We start from the raw sequence: 17,408 nt of genomic DNA, 5'->3' as shown, positions 1-17,408 counted from the left end.
GGCGCGACGGTTCGCACGAGTGACACCGATCACCCGAACCGGCCCGCGAAGATGTGGCGCACGTCACCCACCCGCTGGGTGATACGCAACGAAACAGCGCCGTGACGCCCAGGGACGCTACCCACGGCGGCGGGATCATATCCCTAACGGCGCCCGCTCGCGCGGCGACCTTCCCACCGCGCCGCCGCCGCGTCCCCTACCGCGCCCCGCCGCGTCCCCCGCCGTGCCCCCGCCGAGTCCTCCTGGAGGGACGGGTGGGGCTCGACGGGACGGAGGTGCATATCGCCAGGAAAGACGCGATCGAGCATCGAACCCATCGTGTCGATGAAACGTCTGAACTAACGCGATATCGTGCGGCGGCACACCACACATGCGGGTCACGGGAGGGTCTGATGCCGGAAGCCGCTCCACTGGAGCCAGGCGATCCCCGCGCACTGGGACAGTACGAGGTCGTCGGACGGCTCGGTGCAGGCGGCCAGGGCGCTGTCTTCCTCGGCCGTGCCCCGGGGGGAGAGTACGTCGCCGTCAAGCTGCTGCACACGCAGATGGCGACCGACAAGGCGGCGCGGGCGCGGTTCGCCCGCGAGGTCACCGCCGCCTCGAAGGTCGATCCGCAGTGCACCGCGCGGGTGATCGACTTCGACGTCGAGGGCGACCAGCCCTTCGTGATCAGCGAGTTCATCGACGGCCCGTCGCTGCACGACGTGATCGCGCACAACGGCCCGATGAGCGCGCAGGACCTGCTGCTGCTCGCGATCGGCACCGCGACCGCGCTCGCCGCGATCCACGAGGCCGGGATCGTGCACCGCGACTTCAAGCCGAACAACGTCATGCTGGCGAGCGACGGCCCGCGCGTGGTCGACTTCGGCATCGCGCGCACCGTCAACTCCCAGGAGAGCGCGGTCACCGCGACCGGCATGGTCGTCGGCACGCCCGGCTACCTGGCTCCCGAGCAGCTCACCGGCGCGCCGCTCACGCCCGCGGTGGACATCTTCGCCTGGGGCGCGACCATGGTGTTCGCCGCGACCGGGCAGTCCCCGTTCGAGGCCGACACACTGCCGGTGATCATCAACCGGATCCTGAACGAGGAGCCGGACCTCAGCGGTGTGCCCGCCGGGCCCGTCCGGGACATGGTGCAGCGCGCGCTGTCCAAGGACGCCGGTCTGCGGCCGCCCGCGCCGCAACTGCTGCTCCAGCTCCTCCAGTCGGTCAACGCGACCCCGCCGGGCGCGGCGGCCGGCGGCGCGCTGCTCGACCAGGGCACCCGGATCGCCGCGCGGCTGGACGCGCCGCCCGCGCCGCCGGCCCGTCCGGCCGCGTCGCCGTACGGCGGCGGGCAGCAGATCACCCCGCCGCCCATGCCGATGCACCAGGGCGGCTACCAGAACCAGGGTGGTTACCAGGGGCAGGGCGGCTACCAGGGGCAGGGCGGCTACCAGGGGCAGGGCGGCGCGGGTCCGGTGACGCCGCCGCCGCAGCCGATCACGCCGCCGCCGATGCCCATGTACCAGGGCGGGATGCCGCCGCAGCAGGGGCAGCGCCCGCCGGCCTACGGTCCGCCGGGGCCCGGGCCGTCCTACGGTCCGCCCGGCCCCCCGCCGAAGTCGGGCGGCTCGAACGCGCCGGTCCTGATCGGCATCGGCTGCGGCGCGCTGGCCATCATCGCGATCATCGTCGTGGTGATCGTGGCGGTGGCGGCCGGCAACGACCACCCGACGCCGCGCCCGACGTTCAGCTACTCGCCGTACTCGCCGCCGTCGTACACCCCGCCGTCGTCGTCCGGCGGCTCGGTGAACACCGGCATCGTCGGCGTCTGGTCGGGACCGGCGCAGCAGCCCGGCCTGGCCGACAGCAGCCGGCGCAACTTCACCGCCAAGTTCGCGATCATCTACTCGTCCGGCACGGCCACCTACACCTACCCGGACGGCAAGGACACCTGCTACACGCGGCTGTCGGCGATCTCCGGGAACACGGCGAGCGGCAAGGCGGTCTTCCAGGAGACCCCGATGTCCAGCAACGGGAACCAGTGCGCGGCCGGGTACGTGACCTTCTACCCGACCAGCTCCGACATCCTGACGCTGAAGACGATGCGCTGGGACTGGCGGGAGAAGCTGTCCGACGCCAGCCCCTCGGCGTTCGGCACCGTCAGCAAGTAGTTCGGCGAGTGCCGTAGCGGCTGGTCCGAGCGGCACCGTCGGCCGGAGGGCGATCCGGCGGGCGGCGCCGCCCGGCGTGTGGGCCGCCCGGTCGCCCCCGGCGCGGTCACGCGCAGAGCCGGCAGAGTCAGGTGAGCGGCAGCCGGACGGTGATCACGAGGCCGCCGCCCTGGCGCGGCGCGGCGTAGACCCGGCCGCGGTGCGCCAGCACGACCGACCGGACGATCGACAGGCCGAGGCCCGCGCCCTTCGCCGACTCCAGCCGGTCGGCGTTCAGCCGCCGGAACGGCTCGAACAGCCGCTCGATCTCGTAGGCGGGCACGACCGGTCCGGTGTTCTCCACCTGGACGGTCGCGTACCCCGACAGCACGCCGGTGCGGACCCAGACCTCGCCGCCGTCGGCGTTGTGCTTGATCGCGTTGTCCACCAGGTTGGAGACCAGGTGCTCCAGCAGGACGGGGTCGCCGACCGTGGTGCCGGTGGTCAGCTCGCGGTGGACGGTGACCTCGTTCGGCTGCTCGCGCCGCGCCACGTTCGTCAGGACGGTCGCGGCGACCTCGGACAGGTCCGCCGGGGTGCGGGTGGTCAGCTCCCGCTCGCTGCGGGCGAGCAGCAGCAGGCCCTCGATGAGCCGCTCGTGCCGGGCGTTGTTGGCGAGCAGCGTCCTGCCGACCGTCCTCAGGTCGTCCGACACCTCGGGATCGGTGAGCGCGACCTCCAGCAGCGTCCGGTTGATCGCGAGCGGCGTCCTCAGCTCGTGCGAGGCGTTGCCGACGAACCTGCGCTGCGCGTCGAAGGCGTCGCTGAGCCGTTCGAGCATGGCGTCGAAGGTGTCGGCGAGCTCCTTGATCTCGTCCTCGGGGCCGTCCAGGGCGATGCGCTCGTGCAGCGTGGACTCCGACAGCCGGCGCGCGGTCTGGGTGACCCGCTGGAGCGGCGACAGCGCCCGGTCGGCGACGAAGTAGCCCATCACGACCGCGATGATCCCGACGCCGAGCAGCGCGAGCACCGAGCGGGTCAGCATCCGGCGCATGGCCAGGTCCCTGATCTCCTCGGACGTGATGTAGCTGCCGTTCGGGTAGCGGATGCCGGTGCCCGCCGGGAAGACCGAGTCGAGCACCGACCGCAGCAGCAGGTAGGTGACGAACAGCAGCAGCACCCCGGCCAGGAAGAACAGCGCGCCGTACAGGACGGTCAGCCGGAGCCGGACGCTCATCCGGTTCGGCACGGTGCGCAGGTCCGACAGGAGCGAGGCGCGCTCGCCGTCGCCGCGCTCGCCGGGCCGCTCCCCCGGCATCGCGAACGACCCGGTGGTCACCACGCCGACCTGCCCGCTCGGACCGGCACCCGGCGCGCCGGCGGGGCCGCCGGACGGGCCGTCCTGCCCGGGCGGACGGCCGGCCGCCGCGCCCGGCGGCGTCACCGACGGGCGGACCGGAGTCTCGCCCTGCTGCTCCCGGACGGGCGAGCCGTCCATGTCCTTGCCCGGCGCGCTCGCCGCGCCCGCCGCGCCCGTCATGCTCGCCGCGCCCGGCGCGCTCGCCGCGCCCGCCGGGCCTGTCGCGCTCGCCGGGCCTGTCGCGCCCGTCGTGCTCGTCGCGCGCTCGCGCGCCGGACGGGTCGCGTCCGTGCCCGGAGGGTCGGTCATGTCCGTCCCCGGAGGGGCGGTCGCGTCCTCGCCGGGCGGGACGGTCTGGTCGCGGACGGGTTCTGAAGCGCTCACAGCCGGTACCCCACCCCTGGGACGGTCTCGATGACGGGCGGGTCGCCGAGCTTCTTGCGCAGGGTCATCATGGTGACCCGCACGACGTTGGTGAACGGGTCGATGTGCTCGTCCCAGGCCTTCTCCAGGAGCTGCTCGGAGCTGACGACCGCCCCCTCGGCCCCCATCAGCACCTCCAGGACGGCGAACTCCTTGCGGGTCAGCTCGATCGGCCGCCCGTCGCGGGTGACCTCGCGGCGGGACGGGTCGAGCGTGATCCCGGCGCGTTCCAGGACGGGCGGCAGCGGCGCGGAGGCGCGCCGTCCGAGGGCCCGGACGCGCGCGATCAGCTCGGTGAACGCGAACGGCTTCGGCAGGTAGTCGTCGGCGCCGATGGACAGCCCCTCGACCCGCTGGTCGAGCTCGCCCGCCGCGGTCAGCATCAGGATCCGCGCCGGATACCGCTGCGCGACCAGCTGCTTGCACACGTCGTCGCCGTGCACCCTGGGCAGGTCGCGGTCGAGCACGATCACGTCGTACTCGTTGACGCCGGCGCGCTCCAGCGCGCCCGCGCCGTCGTAGGCCACGTCCACGGCCAGCGCCTCCCGGCGCAGGCCGGTGGCGATGGCGTCGGCGAGCACCCGCTCGTCCTCGACGACCAGAACCCTCACGAACTCCCCCTCGGCTGTGCGCCTCTCGCCTCGTGCCCTTCCGGTATGCCACAGGCCCCGTAAGAGCCTTGTAAGGGGCCGCCGGGGGCGGATTCCGCCGGCCCGGTCCGCGCGGCGAAATCGCGCTCTGAAACAGGTTTGAGTCAAGCGTAGGCGTGGGTACGGACGATCCGATCCGGGAGGAGGCCCATGGGCGAGCTGTCACGTCAGATCCAGCAGCGTCTTGACAACGCATACGAGTCGCTGCGCCACGCCCACGCAGAAGGCGACGTCTACCTGGTGGACATCCGCCAGGAGGAGATCAGGGAACTGCGCCGGATCGCAGCGAACAACGACATCGGCATCGACGCACCCCGGTGCGACTGACCCCCGCTGCGAGAACGAACGCAAAGAGGCCCCGGACGTCCCGTCGTCGTCCGGGGCCTCCGCCGTGTCTGAGGACCGCTTCCCCCGTAGGGCGTCAGTCCCTGGCCGGGTCCAGAGGCTCCAGGACGGCGTGCAGGGCGTCGAAGAGGCCGGGCGCCGCGGCGATGCACAGCTCCGGGCTCACGGGCGCTCCTGCGAGCCCCTGGACGCGTCCGCCCGCCTCCTGGACGATCAGGGCCCCGGCGGCGACGTCCCACGCCTGGACTCCGCGCTCGTAGTAGGCGTCGACGCGTCCGGCGGCGAGGGAGCAGAGGTCCACGCAGCAGGAGCCACCGCGCCGGATGTCGCGCACGCGCGGCAGGACGCCGGTCAGCACCTCGGCCTGGTGGGCGCGCCGCCCGGCGGCGTAGCCGAACCCGGTGGCGACGAGGGCGCGCTCCAGCGGCACCCCGTCGTTGACGCGCAGCTCGCGGACGCCGGACGCCGTGTGCAGCAGCGCTCCCCCGCCCCGGACGGCCGTGTACGTCTCGCCCCGGCGCGGGATCTCCACGACGCCGGCGACGGTCTCGCCGTCCACCTCGGCGGCGATGCTGACCGCCCAGTCGGGCAGGTCGTACAGGTAGTTGACGGTGCCGTCGATCGGGTCGACGACCCACCGGACGCCGCTGTCGCCGCCCGTGGAACCGCCCTCCTCGCCGAGGAACGCGTCCCGCGGCCGGACGGCCAGGATCCGCTCGGTGATCAGCCGCTCGGACGCCCGGTCCATCTCGGTGACCACGTCGGTCGGGCTGGACTTGGTCGCGGCGACGCCGAGGTCGGCGGGCCGCTTGTCGACCAGCATCCGGCCGGCCTCGCGGGCCGTCTCCAGGGCCAGTTCCAGCAGCTCGGACGGGTCGGTCATCGGCATTCTCCACAGGTGTCGGGGCGGGGTCCGAGCGAGCCGAGCGCGGGCCGCCCGGACCCGGCGCGCTCCTGGAGGAGCTCGCGGACCATGGCGACGAAGCGCGGGTGGGTGCCGGGCGTGGCGGCGCGGCGGAACGCCAGGCCGAGCTTGTCGGCGGTCTCGGCGGCCTCCACGTCGAGGTCGTACTTGACCTCCATGTGGTCCGAGACGAACCCGATCGGGACGTTCACGACGGCCCGGACCCCGGCGGCGTGCAGGTCCTCCAGGTGGTCGCCGATGTCGGGCTCCAGCCACGGCTGGGCCGGCGGGCCGCTGCGGCTCTGGTAGACGAGCTTCCAGGGCCGTCCGGGCGCGGCGGTCTCGGCGACCAGCGACGAGACGTCCGCCAGCTCGGCCGCGTACAGCTCACGGCCCGGCTGGCTCAGCGGGACGCTGTGCGCGCTGAACGCGATGTGCGCCTCGTCGGCGAGGTCCCGGGGAAGGCTGTCGAGGGCGGCGCGGGTGGCCTCCACGAACGGCTCCACGAAGCCGGGGTGGTTGTAGTAGACCCGCAGCTTCTCGATCTCGGGCGCGCAGGAGACCTCGGCCCGCACGCGCTCGATGTCCTGCTCGTACTGGCCGCAGCAGGAGTAGCCGTCGTAGGCGGACGTGACGAACGCGGCGGCGCGCCGGATCCCGTCGTCCGCCATCTGCCGGACGGTGTCGGCGAGGTACGGGTCCCAGTTGCGGTTGCCCCAGTAGACCGGGAGGTCCGCGAGGCCGTGCGCCGCGAGGTCGGCCTCGATCGCGGCCTTCAGGTCGCGGCACTGCCGGTTGATCGGGCTCACGCCGCCGAACAGGTGGTAGTGCTCGCCGACCTTGGCGAGCCGCTCGCGGGGGATGCCGCGGCCGCGGGTGACGTTCTCCAGGAAGGGGATCACGTCGTCCGGGCCCTCGGGACCACCGAACGAGATCAGCAGCAGGGCGTCGAAGCCCGCCGTCGTCGCCTGGCTCATGCCATCAATCCAACCAGGCCACGGCCGGTCCTGCGGATGACCCTCGTCTCAGTCGCGCCGCCCAGCGTGTCGCCGGTGCCGCACGCCATGCCGGCGCGGCAGGGCGCGCAGGGCGGGCGCGGTCAGCAAGGTGGGTCCGGTCAGTTGTATTGGGCGGCGTAGGCGCGGGCGAGGCCGAGCACCTTCTGGACGTACCAGTCGGCGTGGTTGTAGGCGAAGATCGCCCGGTAGAGCGACGCGCCGCCCTTGCCTGCGCCGTTCGCGCACAGGTACTTGGCGGCGCCGGGGATGGCGTCGTAGGGGTTCATGATGTCGGCCTTGCCGTCGCCGTCCCCGTCCACGCCGTAGGTCGCCCAGGTGGACGGCAGGAACTGCATCGGCCCGAGCGCGCCCGCGCTGGACCGGCCGGGGTTGCGGCCGTGGTCGCTCTCGACCTGCCCGATCGCGGCGAGGACCGTCCAGGACAGGCCCGGGCAGGTCGTCGCGGCCCGCTTGTAGAGGTCGAGGTAGCTGCCGGACTTCCCGCCCTGGCCGGACGACTGGTACTTGCCCTCGTGCAGGTTCACCGCGCTGGAACCCGTCCCGAGGATCTTCTTGACCTGCCCGGCGAGCTTGCCGGGGTTCGCGCCGGGAGCGTTGACGAGGACGGCGATGCCGTCCACCAGGCCCATGGCCGTCCCGGACTTCTTGCCGACCAGCATGTCGATGCCGGGCAGGCCGATGTTGCCGGACCCGCCGAGCACGAGGGTCGGGACGGTCCGTCCGACCACCGGGTACTGGAAGCCGCGGCTGAGCTGGAGCTGCTCGGCCGCGTTGGCCGACACGACGAACTGGCCGGACGCGAGCGCGTTCCACAGATCGGTGCGCTTCGCGGTGTCCGGCGGCGTCCAGGAGCGGAAGGCGGACGGGTCCACGGCGAACGCGTTCACCTGGCGGCCCTGGAGCTGGACGGCCCCGCCGGACACGGCGATCACGTCCTTGACGTGCCCGATCTTCTTGATCCTGGCGACCTGCTGTGGGGTGATCGAGCTGCCTCCGACGCCCAGCACGTCCGGCGGGACGACCCGGCGCAGCGGCGCGACCTGCCCGGACGCGGTGTCCACGTTGGCCGGGTTGCCCGCCAGCGGGTCGGGCTGGACGGCCGCGGCGGTCTTCTTCGCCGCGTCGTGGTCGGGCACGGTCAGCACCCCGTACACGCCCCCGGCGAGGCTCCCGGCGATCAGGACGCCGACCCCGGCCACCGCGAGCCGAGCCCCCCGCCTCCGCCCCTCGGGCGCGCGCCTCGTCCCCTCGGGGACAGCGTTCCGGTTTTCGGGCGCGGGACGCCGGTCCTCGGGCGCGGAGATGGGCCCCTCGGGCGCGGGGGCGGGGGTCTGCTCCGGCTCAGGTGTAGGTGCGGCCACAACCATTCCCAACGAAGGTCACCAAGGGGCGGTTACCCGAAAATTTCCGTCGTACGGCACGGGTACCGTGATCAAGCTATCCACTCACGGACGGAAGGAGCACGTTGACCAGCCCGTACCGGACGCTTCTGGCCGTACCGGGGGCCAGGGCGTTCGTCACCGCCGGATTCGTCGGACGCATGTCGATGTCCATGGTCGGGATCGGGATCGTCCTCCTCGTCTCCGCGGTGACGGGATCGTACGGCATCGCCGGAACGGTCTCGGCGACCATGTCGGTCGCCTACGCCCTCGGAGCCCCCCTCAGCGCCCGCTTCGCCGACCGCTACGGACAGCGCCGCGTGCTCGTCCCGCTGGTCTCGGCGAACGCGGTCGCCTTCACCTTCCTGATCTCCTCGGCCGTGTTCGACGCCCCGCTGTGGACGCTCTATCCGGCCGGCGCGCTCGCCGGGCTGACCCAGGTGTCGATGGGCGCGTGGGTGCGGTCGCGCTGGTCGCACGTGCTGACCGGCACGGCGATCCCGATGGGCGCGGCGTACTCGTTCGAGGCCGTGATGGACGAGCTGATCTTCGTGGCGGGGCCGATGCTCGTGACGTCGCTGGCGACCGGGGTGCATCCGGCGGCGGGGCTGGCGGTCGCGGCGTCCTGCACGCTGGTCGGCGGCCTGGCCTTCGCGCGCCTGCGCGAGACGGAGCCTCCGCCGCGTCCGCGCGAGCCGGGGACGGCCGCCCGCGGCGGCGTCTTCGCCAACCCCGCCATCTGGATCATGACCCCGATCTTCCTGCTCACCGGGCTGGTGTTCGGCGCGATCGACGTCAGCGGCGTCGCGTTCGCCGAGGCGCAGGGGCACAAGCCGCTCGCCGGGGTGCTGCTCGGCTGCTACGCGGCGGGCAGCGCGACCGCGGCGTTCTGGTACGGCGCCCGGAACTGGCGCGCCTCGCTGGACCGGCGGTTCCTCACCGGCAGCGTGCTGCTCGCCGTCCTGCTGGTGCCGCCGCTGCTGGTCCGCGACTTCTGGGCGATGCTGCCGGTGGTCTTCGTGGCCGGGCTGGCCATCTCGCCGACGATCATCCCCGGCTACGGGCTGGTGGAGCGGCTCGTCCCGGCCGGGCAGCTCACCGAGGGGCTGGCCCTGGTCTCGACGACGGTGAGCATCGGCGCGGCGGCGGGCGCGTCCCTGGCCGGACGGGTCGTGGACGCCTACGGCGCGAAGGCCTCGTTCGGCGTCCCGCTGGCCGCGGCGGTGCTGGCCGCGCTCGTCACGGTGGCCGGGATCCGGTCGGTAAGTAAACGTGAACTTTCCTCACAAACGATCGCCGAGTAGAGTTCGGCCATGTCCCCCGTGAGCACCCAGACGTGGCGGAACTGGGCCGGCAACCAGACCGCCACTCCCCGCCGCGTCACCACCCCCACCAGCACCGACGAGGTCTCCGCGGCCGTCCGCGCGGCGGCCGCCGACGGGCACACCGTCCGGATGACCGGCACCGGCCACTCCTTCACCGGCGCGGCCGTCGCGCAGGACGTGCTGCTGCGGCCGACCGGCCTCACCGCCGTCCGCTCGGTGGACACCGCCAGCGGCCTGGTCACCGTCGAGGCGGGGCTGCCCCTCCACGCGTTCAACCGGATGCTGGCCGAACACGGCCTCGCCCTCGCCAACATGGGCGACATCCAGGAGCAGACCGTGGCGGGCGCGCTCCAGACCGCCACGCACGGCACCGGCCGCGACGCCGCCGGGCTGGCGTCCCAGGTGCACGCGCTGGAACTCGTCCTCGCCGACGGCTCGGTGGTCACCTGCTCGCGCGACGAGCGGCCCGACCTGTTCGACGCCGCGCGCGCGGGCGTCGGCGCGCTCGGCATCGTCACCGCCATCACCTGGAAGACCGTCCCGGCGTTCCTCCTGCGCGCGCAGGAGCAGCCGATGAAGTGGGACGAGGTCCTCGCCCGCGTGGACGAGTTCGACGCCGCCAACGAGCACTTCGAGTTCTACTGGTTCCCGCACACCGAGGGCTGCCTCACCAAGCGCAACAACCGCGTCGAGGGCCCGGCCGAGCCGCTGTCGCGGTTCAAGGGCTGGCTGGACGACGAGTTCATGTCGAACTCGCTGTTCGAGGTCATCAACAGGATCACGCACGCGGCCCCGGCGCTCACCCCGTCGATCAACCAGGTCTCGGCGCGGGCGCTCGGCGCGCGCACCTTCACCGACGTGTCCCACAAGGTGTTCACCAGCCCCCGGACCGTCCGGTTCAAGGAGCAGGAGTACGCGATCCCGCGCGAGCACCTCGTCGACGCGCTGCGCGAGGTGCGCGGCCTGTTCGCCCGGCGGGACTGGAAGATCAGCTTCCCGATCGAGGTGCGGCTGCTCCCCGAGGAGGACGCCTGGCTGTCGATGGCGCACGGCCGCCGCAGCGCCTTCATCGCCGTGCACGTCTACCACCGCGACGACCACACCGACTACTTCCGCGGCGTCGAGGAGGTCCTGACCGAGCTGGGCGGACGGCCGCACTGGGGCAAGATGCACACCCGCGACGCCGCCTACCTGGAGACGGTCTACCCGCGCTTCAAGGACTTCCAGGCCGTCCGGGACGCGGTCGACCCGGACCGCCGCTTCGCCAACCCCTACACCCGCCAGGTCTTCGGCGACTGACCTGCTCCGGAACGGCGGACGGGCCGGGCTCCCCTCGGGGGAACCCGGCCCGTCCGTATCCGGCGTTCTAGTTGGTGCCCTTGGCCGGAGCCTGGCCGGCGGGCTTTCCGGACGTGCCGTCGCCGCCGCCCTGGCCGCCGCCGGTGCCGCCGCTCGGGCCGGAGGACGGCTCGTGCGTGGGCGCGGTCGTCGGCTCGTGCGTGGGCGTCTGCGGCGCCGTCGGCGTCTGCGTCGGCTTCTCCGACGGGTTCTCCGTCGGCCGGTCCGTGGGACGGCCCGTCGGGCCTCCCGTCTCCGGCCGGTCCGTGCCCGGCGCGGTCGGCCGGTCGCTGGGACCGTGCGAAGGCGCGTGCGACGGGACGACCGTCCCGCCCTCGTTCCGCCCCCGGATCACGTTGCCGATCGTCCCGCCCGAGCCCTTCACACCGCCGAACGTCTTGTCGGTGAGCGACTCGTACAGCGTGATCCCGCCGATCACCACGACGAACACCACCACGGCCGCGGCCGTCAGCATCCGCCAGCGCTCGCGGGCCCAGACGAGCGTCTCGTCCAGCGCGGCCTGCCAGGACACCCGGCGCAGCGCGCCGTCGCCCGCCTCCGCCACCAGGTCGTCCGCGACGGCCTCGGTGGGCGTCCGGTCCAGGCGCGTCGCGTCCAGCGCGTGCCCGTCGAACCTGGTCGCGTTCGGATCCCCCATCGCGGACGGCCCAGAACCCGCGGACGGCCCGGAACCCGCGGACGGCCCGAAACCGGCGGGCGGCCCGAAACCGGCGGACGGGTCGAGCCGCGTCGCGTTCGGATCACCGTGCGGCGCGGGCAGGCCGAACGGGTCGTCCAGCCGTGTCCGGTTCGGGTCACCCCCGCCCGGACCGGCCGGCCGCGGCGGCGGGGCCCAGCCCGTCCGCGCACCGCCCCCCGCGACGCGCGTGCGCGCCACCCCCGCCGAACCCGCGGCGCGCGTCGCGTCCGCGCCGGTCACCGTGTGCGCCGACACCCCCGAGACGTGCTCGCCGTGGACCAGGAGCGCCCGCTCCTTGAGCTGCTCCTTCCCCTGGTCGAGGTAGTGCTTCCCGACGACGGAGGCCGCCGTGGACACCACGCTCGTGAACGCGGCACCGAAGATCGTCCCGTACACCCCGAGGTAGGACGCCCCGTAGGCGGCGATCACCGTCGCCGCCCCGCTCGCTATCAGTTGTGTGGCGCTCAGGTCCGGCAGCTTCCGCTGCGCCATCGACTCTTCCCCTTCTTCCCGTGGACTCACGAAACCCCCCGGAACAGGAACTCACCGTAACTCCGGCGTTGTTCCGGGGCGGGACGTGACGATCGCAACGCGAGGGGGCTGGAGCCTCGGGGCCCGGTCAGGCACAGTGTGGAAAAGGATCCACAAGAATCGGGTAGTCCGCCCCCGGCGGGCGCACGGGACGGGCAAGCTTGGTCGGGCGCCCTCGTCACCCGTGTGATGAGGGCTTCGAGCGCGACGATGTTCGGACATGCCGGGTACGGTGCTGGCAGCAGGTGTGTCCGAAAGAGAGACTCGGGAATCCGGGGGAAGGGCACGCATGCGCCCCTGGTGGGGACCGAACGACCGGCCGATGCGAGCGCGGGGAGACGGGCTCGCGATCGGGCGTGTGGCTCGGCACCCCTCCGGTGCCGTAAGGACAGGGCAGGAAGGACACGCATGCAGGAGCTGCGCCTCGTCGCGGTCAGCGAGGACGGAACGTACCTCGTCCTGGCCACCGCGGGCCGAGGCACCCGGTTCACCCTGCCCGTCGACGACCGGCTGCGCGCAGCCGTGCGAGGGCACTTCTCCCGCCTCGGCCAGTTCGAGATCGAAGTGGAGAGTCCCTTGCGACCCAAGGAGATCCAGGCTCGGATCCGGTCCGGCGAGACCGCGGAGGAGATCGCCGAGTCGGCGGGCATCCCCGTGGAGCGCGTCCGGTGGTTCGAGGGACCGGTCCTGCAGGAGCGCGAGTACATGGCGCAGCAGGCGCAGCGGGTCGCGGTGCGCCGGCCGGGCGAGTCCACGCCCGGCCCGCCGCTCGGCGAGACCGTCGAGGAGCGCCTCGGCCGCGGCGGCGTCGACCTCGAAGAGGTCGAGTGGGACTCCTGGAAGTGCGAGGACGGCACCTGGCGCGTCCGGCTGTCGTTCTTCGAGGGCGGCCGTCCGCACGCCGCCGAGTGGTCCTTCGACCCGCGCCGCCGCCACGTCACGCCGCTGGACGAGGTCGCCGCGCGGCTGACCTCCGTCGAGTGGGACGACGACGACGCGCTCTCCGACACCGTCACCCCGCTCGTCCCGCGCCGTCCGGCGATGAAGGTCGTCTCCGACCCGGCCGCCTCCGCCGCGCCCGCCCGCACCCGCGGCCTGCCCGCCGCCGACGACCACGCCGAGCCCCTGCGCACCGCGGGCCGCGGCTTCGACCCCGCCTTCGCCGAGGACGCCCCGCGCTCCCTCGACGGCGTCCCGCGCGAGTTCCCCGTCCGTCCCGACGCGCCCGCCGCGCTCCGCCGCGAGGACCTCCCGTCCCGTACCGAGGACCCCGCCACCCGCGACATCGCCGCCCGCGAGGCCGTCGCCCGCGAGGCGGCCATCCTCCGCGACACGGCGATCTCGCACGACAGCGACGCGCTGACCCCGCCCAGGGCCGCCCAGGGCCGCCACCCCGACACGGCCGCGCCCTCCCGCCCCACCGGCCTCCCCCGCCCCCTCCGCGAGAGCAGCACCCAGCGTCCCGAAGACGCCCGAACGGCCCGCTCCCTCCGCGACACCGACGCCCAGCGCGAATCCGCCGACGCGGCTTCCCGCACGGACGAGCGCACGCGCGCCGCTGCGAGTGGTCAGACCGAAGCCTCCCGCGCCGGAAGCTCGCGCGCCCAAGACACCCGCCCGCGCCCCCAGGACGCGCGCACCGGAGACGCCCGCGTCCCCGAGCGAGTGCGAGACGAAGACTTGCGCGCCGGTACTCGTCCCGACGAGCGCCCCCGAACCCGGGACGCGCGCAGCAGCGAAGCCCTACGCGACCAGACCTCGCGCGCCACCGACCGCGCCCGCGACGAAGACTCGCGCACTGGTGCCCGCGCGGACGACCGCGCGCGCGACGAGGCCTCGCGCACTGGCGTTCGTGCAGACGACCGCACGCGCGACGAGAGCTCGCGCACTGGTGCCCGTGCAGACGACCGCACGCGCAGCCAAGACGCGCGCGACGGCGAAAGTCTGCGCGACCGAGACACGCGCGCCGACGACCGCGCGCGGGACGAGGGCTCGCGCGGTGGCGCCCGTGCGGATGACCGCACGCGGACCCAGGACGCGCGCAGCGGTGAAGGTCTGCGCGACCGAGACTCGCGTGCGGATGACCGCATGCAGGCCGAGGGCTCGCGCGGTGGCGCCCGTGCGGACGACCGCGCGCGGACCCAGGACGCGCGCAGCGGTGAAGGTCTGCGCGACCGAGACTTGCGTGCGGATGACCGCGTGCGGGCCGAGGGCTCGCGCGGTGGCGCCCGTGCGGATGAGCGCGTGCGGGACGAGGGCTCGCGCGGTGGGGCCGGTGCGGGTGAGCGTCTGCGTGATGAGGACGCAAGCCGCGCTGAGCGTGGACGAGACCAGAACTCGCGCGGTGTTGACGCTCGGGCGGACGAGGGGCCCGGGCGCGCGGCGGAAGGATCTCGGGCCGCTGACGCGCTGCGCGAGAACTTGCGCGTGGCACGTGACGAGGACTCCCGTGCGGCCCGTGAGCTGCTGGACGAGGAGAACGCGCGCGCGGCCGAAGGCACTGAGGCTGCGGCTGACGGGCGTCCGGCAGAGAGCGCGCGGGCGACCGCGGGTTCTCGCGCGGACGAGGACCAGCGCGCGGCCGGAGAGATGCGCGACGCGGACGGTCTGCGCGGCTCGCAGGAGCGCCGCGACGCCGAAGACCAGCGCACCTCGCGCAGCGCCGACGAGCGGCAAGGCCCGCAGGAGCGGCGTGAGGCCGAGAACCAGCGCGGTCACGACGCGGACGGTCAGCGCAGTTCCCAGGAACGGCGCGACGCCGAAAGCCTGCGCGACGCCGATGAGCGGCGCGACGCCGAGGGGCAGCGCGACTCGCGCGACGCTGGCGAAGTGCGTGAGGCTGACGAACGCCGCGGTGCCGTCGCGCAGGACGCATCCGAGCGCGTTGCGTCGTCCAGTAAGGACGCGGACGCGCGAGAGGCCGCGGGAGCACAGCGCGACGCTGAACGTGCGCGGGCGCAGAAGGCCGCCGCCGAGCGCGATGAGCGAGACGAACGCGACGCTGCGGGACGTTCGCGGGCTGAACGCGATGAGCGGGACGCTGCGGGAAGTGCTCGGGGCGACGGCGACGAGCGCGATGTTGCGGGACGTGCGCGGGGCGGCGGCGTGGCCGCGGAGCGCGACGATCGCGAGGTCGCTGCGGCTTCCGTGCGCGAGGACGCCGAGAGCGAGCGTGAGGCCGCGGTGAGGGCGGACGAGGAGGAGGCGACGCGCAAGGCAGCCGCCGCCGCGTCCGCGAACCGGCGGGCCGCCGCTCGCGAGGCCGAGCCCGAGCCCGTGCAGGAGGACGACGAGGCGGTCGCCGAGCACGCGGTGCCGAGGGCTCCGCACCGTCCGGCGGCGAAGAAGGCCGCGCGTCCGGCGATGCCCGCTCCCGCGCAGGCGGACAAGCCCACCGACACCCCGGCTACGCAGCGCCCCGCGCGGGCGCGCCGCAAGGCGAAGGGCAAGCGCGCGTCGGTCCCGTCCTGGGACGAGATCATGTTCGGAGCCCGCCGCCCCGAGTGAGGCCCGGACGCGCCGGAGTCCGCCGTCCGGGTGCGCTGGGGCCTGGCTGCGAGTGAGGTTCGGCCGTCCGGGCGACCGTGCTCTGAGTAGTGTTCGACCGGTCGGCGGGGCTCGCTCCGTTTTCAGGGGTGGTCGTCCGCGCGGGGTGGCGGCGGGGCGAGGAACGGGGTGATCCAGTCGGGGGTGATGGCGCCGGCCAGCGCCAGGGCGTCGGACTCGGACATGTCCACGGCGGCGCAGCCGCCCTCGCCCGCGCCGACGGCGGCGTGCAGGGTGGCGAGGCCGGCGCGGCGCTGGAACAGGGTGCGGCGGATCCGCCAGCCCACGATCGCGCCGTGTTCCACCACGTACTGCCGCCGGCGCAGCGACCCCGACCGGACGGTCAGCCGGACGCCGTCGTCCGCGTGGCCGAGCTGCCGGTACCGGTCCAGCCCCAGGGGGACGGCCGCGACGGCGGCGAGCACGCACAGGACGGTGAGCCAGACGCTCCCGGACAGCAGGCACAGCGCGGCGGCGAGCGCGGGCGGGCCGACCGCGCGGACGAGGCGGCGACCGCGCGCCGCGTCCGGGTGGGCGATCAGCGGCCCCGGCACCGCGCCGAGGACGCGGGCGGCCAGCGCGTCCGCCGTGGCGCGCGGCGCGGCGGGCAGCAGGCGGCCCCGGTGGGCGGCGTCGCCCAGGCCCGTGACCAGCGCCCCCAGCCGGACGACGCCCGCGACGCGCTCGAAGGGGTTGTCGGACAGTTCGACCCCGCGCACCCGGCGGCGTTCCAGCGCGACGCTGCGGCGCGTGACCAGGCCGCGCTCGGCGACGATCGACCCGTCCCGCTCGTAGACGCTGAAGTCCCAGTTGAACAGGGTGAACGCGATCACCGAGGCGACCGGCATCGCGACCAGGAACAGCAGGACGACCAGGACGACGACGCCGGTCGGCAGGCCCGCCGCGTCCCGGCCGAGGCTCTCGACGCGGTCCCGCGTGATCAGCCCGAGGTCGTCGCCGAGGTTGTAGAGCGTGCCGAGGAGGCTCCCCGCGAGCGCGAACGGCGTCAGCAGATAGGCACCGCTCAGCGGGGCGTAGAGGAACCAGCGTCTTCTGATGTGCGCGAGCATTCGTCGCCGTGGCCCTGCCGCGCGGGCTTCGGCTGCGCGCGCCCGCGCGAGCAGGACCCGCCGCAGCCGCTCCGCCTCGCGCAGGGACACCGCGTTGAGGACGATCTCCTCGCCGTCCGCGCCCGCGTCCACGTGCACGATCGCCAGGCCGAGCAGGCGGTGGCCCAGCGTGGACGAGATGTCCACGCCGCGGATCCGTTCGCGCGGGATGCTGTTGACCGTCCGTCCCACCAGCGCCCGGCGGGTCTCGAAACGGTCCTCGTGCACGCGGTAGGTGAAGATCGCCCAGGTCGCGGCGTGCCAGGCCAGCCCGAACGCGAGCCCGATCAGCGCGAAGTAGAACGCGGTGGACAGGCCCCCGACCAGCAGGCCCGTCGCGCCCGCGCCCACCAGCGCCGCCATCTCCCGCGCGGCCCCGACCACGAACGTCAGCGGATGCAACCGCCGCACCCGCCCGTCCGGCCGCGTCCCTTCGGCGAAGGGGACGCGCGGCGAAGTCTCCGGGCGCGTGACGGGGCGGTGAACCACCTCTCCCGACGTCCGCGACCGCGAACCGTCCGGAAGGTGCGGAGGGGGTGGCGCGGGATGCTGGGACGGCACAACCGGTGAGGGCGTGAGGCCCTGGGCTGGCCCTACCGAGGGGGATGCGGGGTGCTGCGATTGCTCTGCCGAAGGAGATGAGG

The 17,408-nt window shown here is 74.0% G+C and carries 12 protein-coding genes; 5 read left to right on the top strand and 7 right to left on the bottom strand.

Features of this window, described 5'->3' with window-relative positions:
* Window positions 1-392 precede the first annotated feature (392 nt).
* Entirely contained in the window at window positions 393-2,156 is a 1,764-nt protein-coding gene (locus ACFPCY_RS35960) for a serine/threonine-protein kinase (RefSeq protein WP_378262958.1), read from the top strand.
* Between the two features lie 127 nt (window positions 2,157-2,283).
* On the opposite strand, the gene ACFPCY_RS35955 is transcribed toward ACFPCY_RS35960, so the two are convergent.
* Together ACFPCY_RS35955 and ACFPCY_RS35950 are read right to left on the bottom strand one after the other, a co-directional pair.
* Window positions 2,284-3,633, bottom strand: a complete 1,350-nt coding sequence (locus ACFPCY_RS35955) for a sensor histidine kinase (protein WP_378263156.1) — start codon at window positions 3,631-3,633, stop codon at window positions 2,284-2,286.
* 242 nt (window positions 3,634-3,875) lie between these two features.
* Complete coding sequence (locus ACFPCY_RS35950) at window positions 3,876-4,529, bottom strand: response regulator transcription factor (RefSeq protein WP_378262956.1); 654 nt, start codon at window positions 4,527-4,529, stop codon at window positions 3,876-3,878.
* A gap of 189 nt (window positions 4,530-4,718) precedes the next feature.
* Between ACFPCY_RS35950 and ACFPCY_RS35945 the strand changes: the two genes are divergently transcribed.
* A complete protein-coding gene (locus ACFPCY_RS35945) occupies window positions 4,719-4,895 on the top strand; it encodes a hypothetical protein (protein ID WP_378262954.1) in 177 nt (58 codons plus the stop codon).
* 94 nt (window positions 4,896-4,989) lie between these two features.
* On the opposite strand, the gene ACFPCY_RS35940 is transcribed toward ACFPCY_RS35945, so the two are convergent.
* The 3 genes from ACFPCY_RS35940 to ACFPCY_RS35930 form a co-directional block, all read right to left on the bottom strand.
* Window positions 4,990-5,796 carry an inositol monophosphatase family protein gene (locus tag ACFPCY_RS35940; RefSeq protein ID WP_378262952.1) on the bottom strand — a complete coding sequence of 269 codons (807 nt, stop codon included), beginning with the start codon at window positions 5,794-5,796 and terminating at the stop codon, window positions 4,990-4,992.
* On the bottom strand, window positions 5,793-6,794 hold the full coding sequence (locus tag ACFPCY_RS35935) for a ferrochelatase (protein ID WP_378262950.1): 1,002 nt from the start codon (window positions 6,792-6,794) through the stop codon (window positions 5,793-5,795). The genes ACFPCY_RS35940 and ACFPCY_RS35935 overlap by 4 nt, the downstream gene beginning before the upstream one ends.
* A 140-nt stretch (window positions 6,795-6,934) precedes the next feature.
* Complete coding sequence (locus ACFPCY_RS35930) at window positions 6,935-8,035, bottom strand: lytic transglycosylase domain-containing protein (protein WP_378262947.1); 1,101 nt, start codon at window positions 8,033-8,035, stop codon at window positions 6,935-6,937.
* Between the two features lie 266 nt (window positions 8,036-8,301).
* Between ACFPCY_RS35930 and ACFPCY_RS35925 the strand changes: the two genes are divergently transcribed.
* Together ACFPCY_RS35925 and ACFPCY_RS35920 are read left to right on the top strand one after the other, a co-directional pair.
* Window positions 8,302-9,519 (top strand): MFS transporter, encoded by a 1,218-nt coding sequence (locus ACFPCY_RS35925; protein WP_378262945.1) that lies wholly within the window; start codon window positions 8,302-8,304, stop codon window positions 9,517-9,519.
* Window positions 9,520-9,528: 9 nt separating this feature from the next.
* On the top strand, window positions 9,529-10,839 hold the full coding sequence (locus tag ACFPCY_RS35920) for a D-arabinono-1,4-lactone oxidase (protein WP_378262943.1): 1,311 nt from the start codon (window positions 9,529-9,531) through the stop codon (window positions 10,837-10,839).
* A gap of 67 nt (window positions 10,840-10,906) precedes the next feature.
* Here the strand turns inward: ACFPCY_RS35920 and ACFPCY_RS35915 are convergent, their stop codons facing one another.
* Window positions 10,907-12,070 (bottom strand): hypothetical protein, encoded by a 1,164-nt coding sequence (locus ACFPCY_RS35915; RefSeq protein WP_378262941.1) that lies wholly within the window; start codon window positions 12,068-12,070, stop codon window positions 10,907-10,909.
* A gap of 447 nt (window positions 12,071-12,517) precedes the next feature.
* Here ACFPCY_RS35915 and sepH point away from each other — a divergent pair, with 447 nt between their 5' ends.
* Complete coding sequence (sepH, locus tag ACFPCY_RS35910; protein WP_378262939.1) at window positions 12,518-15,616, top strand: septation protein SepH; 3,099 nt, start codon at window positions 12,518-12,520, stop codon at window positions 15,614-15,616.
* 122 nt (window positions 15,617-15,738) lie between these two features.
* On the opposite strand, the gene ACFPCY_RS35905 is transcribed toward sepH, so the two are convergent.
* Complete coding sequence (locus tag ACFPCY_RS35905; RefSeq protein ID WP_378262937.1) at window positions 15,739-17,175, bottom strand: PH domain-containing protein; 1,437 nt, start codon at window positions 17,173-17,175, stop codon at window positions 15,739-15,741.
* Window positions 17,176-17,408: the final 233 nt, after the last annotated feature.

Source organism: Actinomadura gamaensis, from assembly GCF_042652125.1.
Lineage (GTDB): Bacteria > Actinomycetota > Actinomycetes > Streptosporangiales > Streptosporangiaceae > Spirillospora > Spirillospora gamaensis.
Note: the sequence above shows the minus strand (reverse complement) of the source record. Positions and strands in the feature narration are given on the sequence as shown.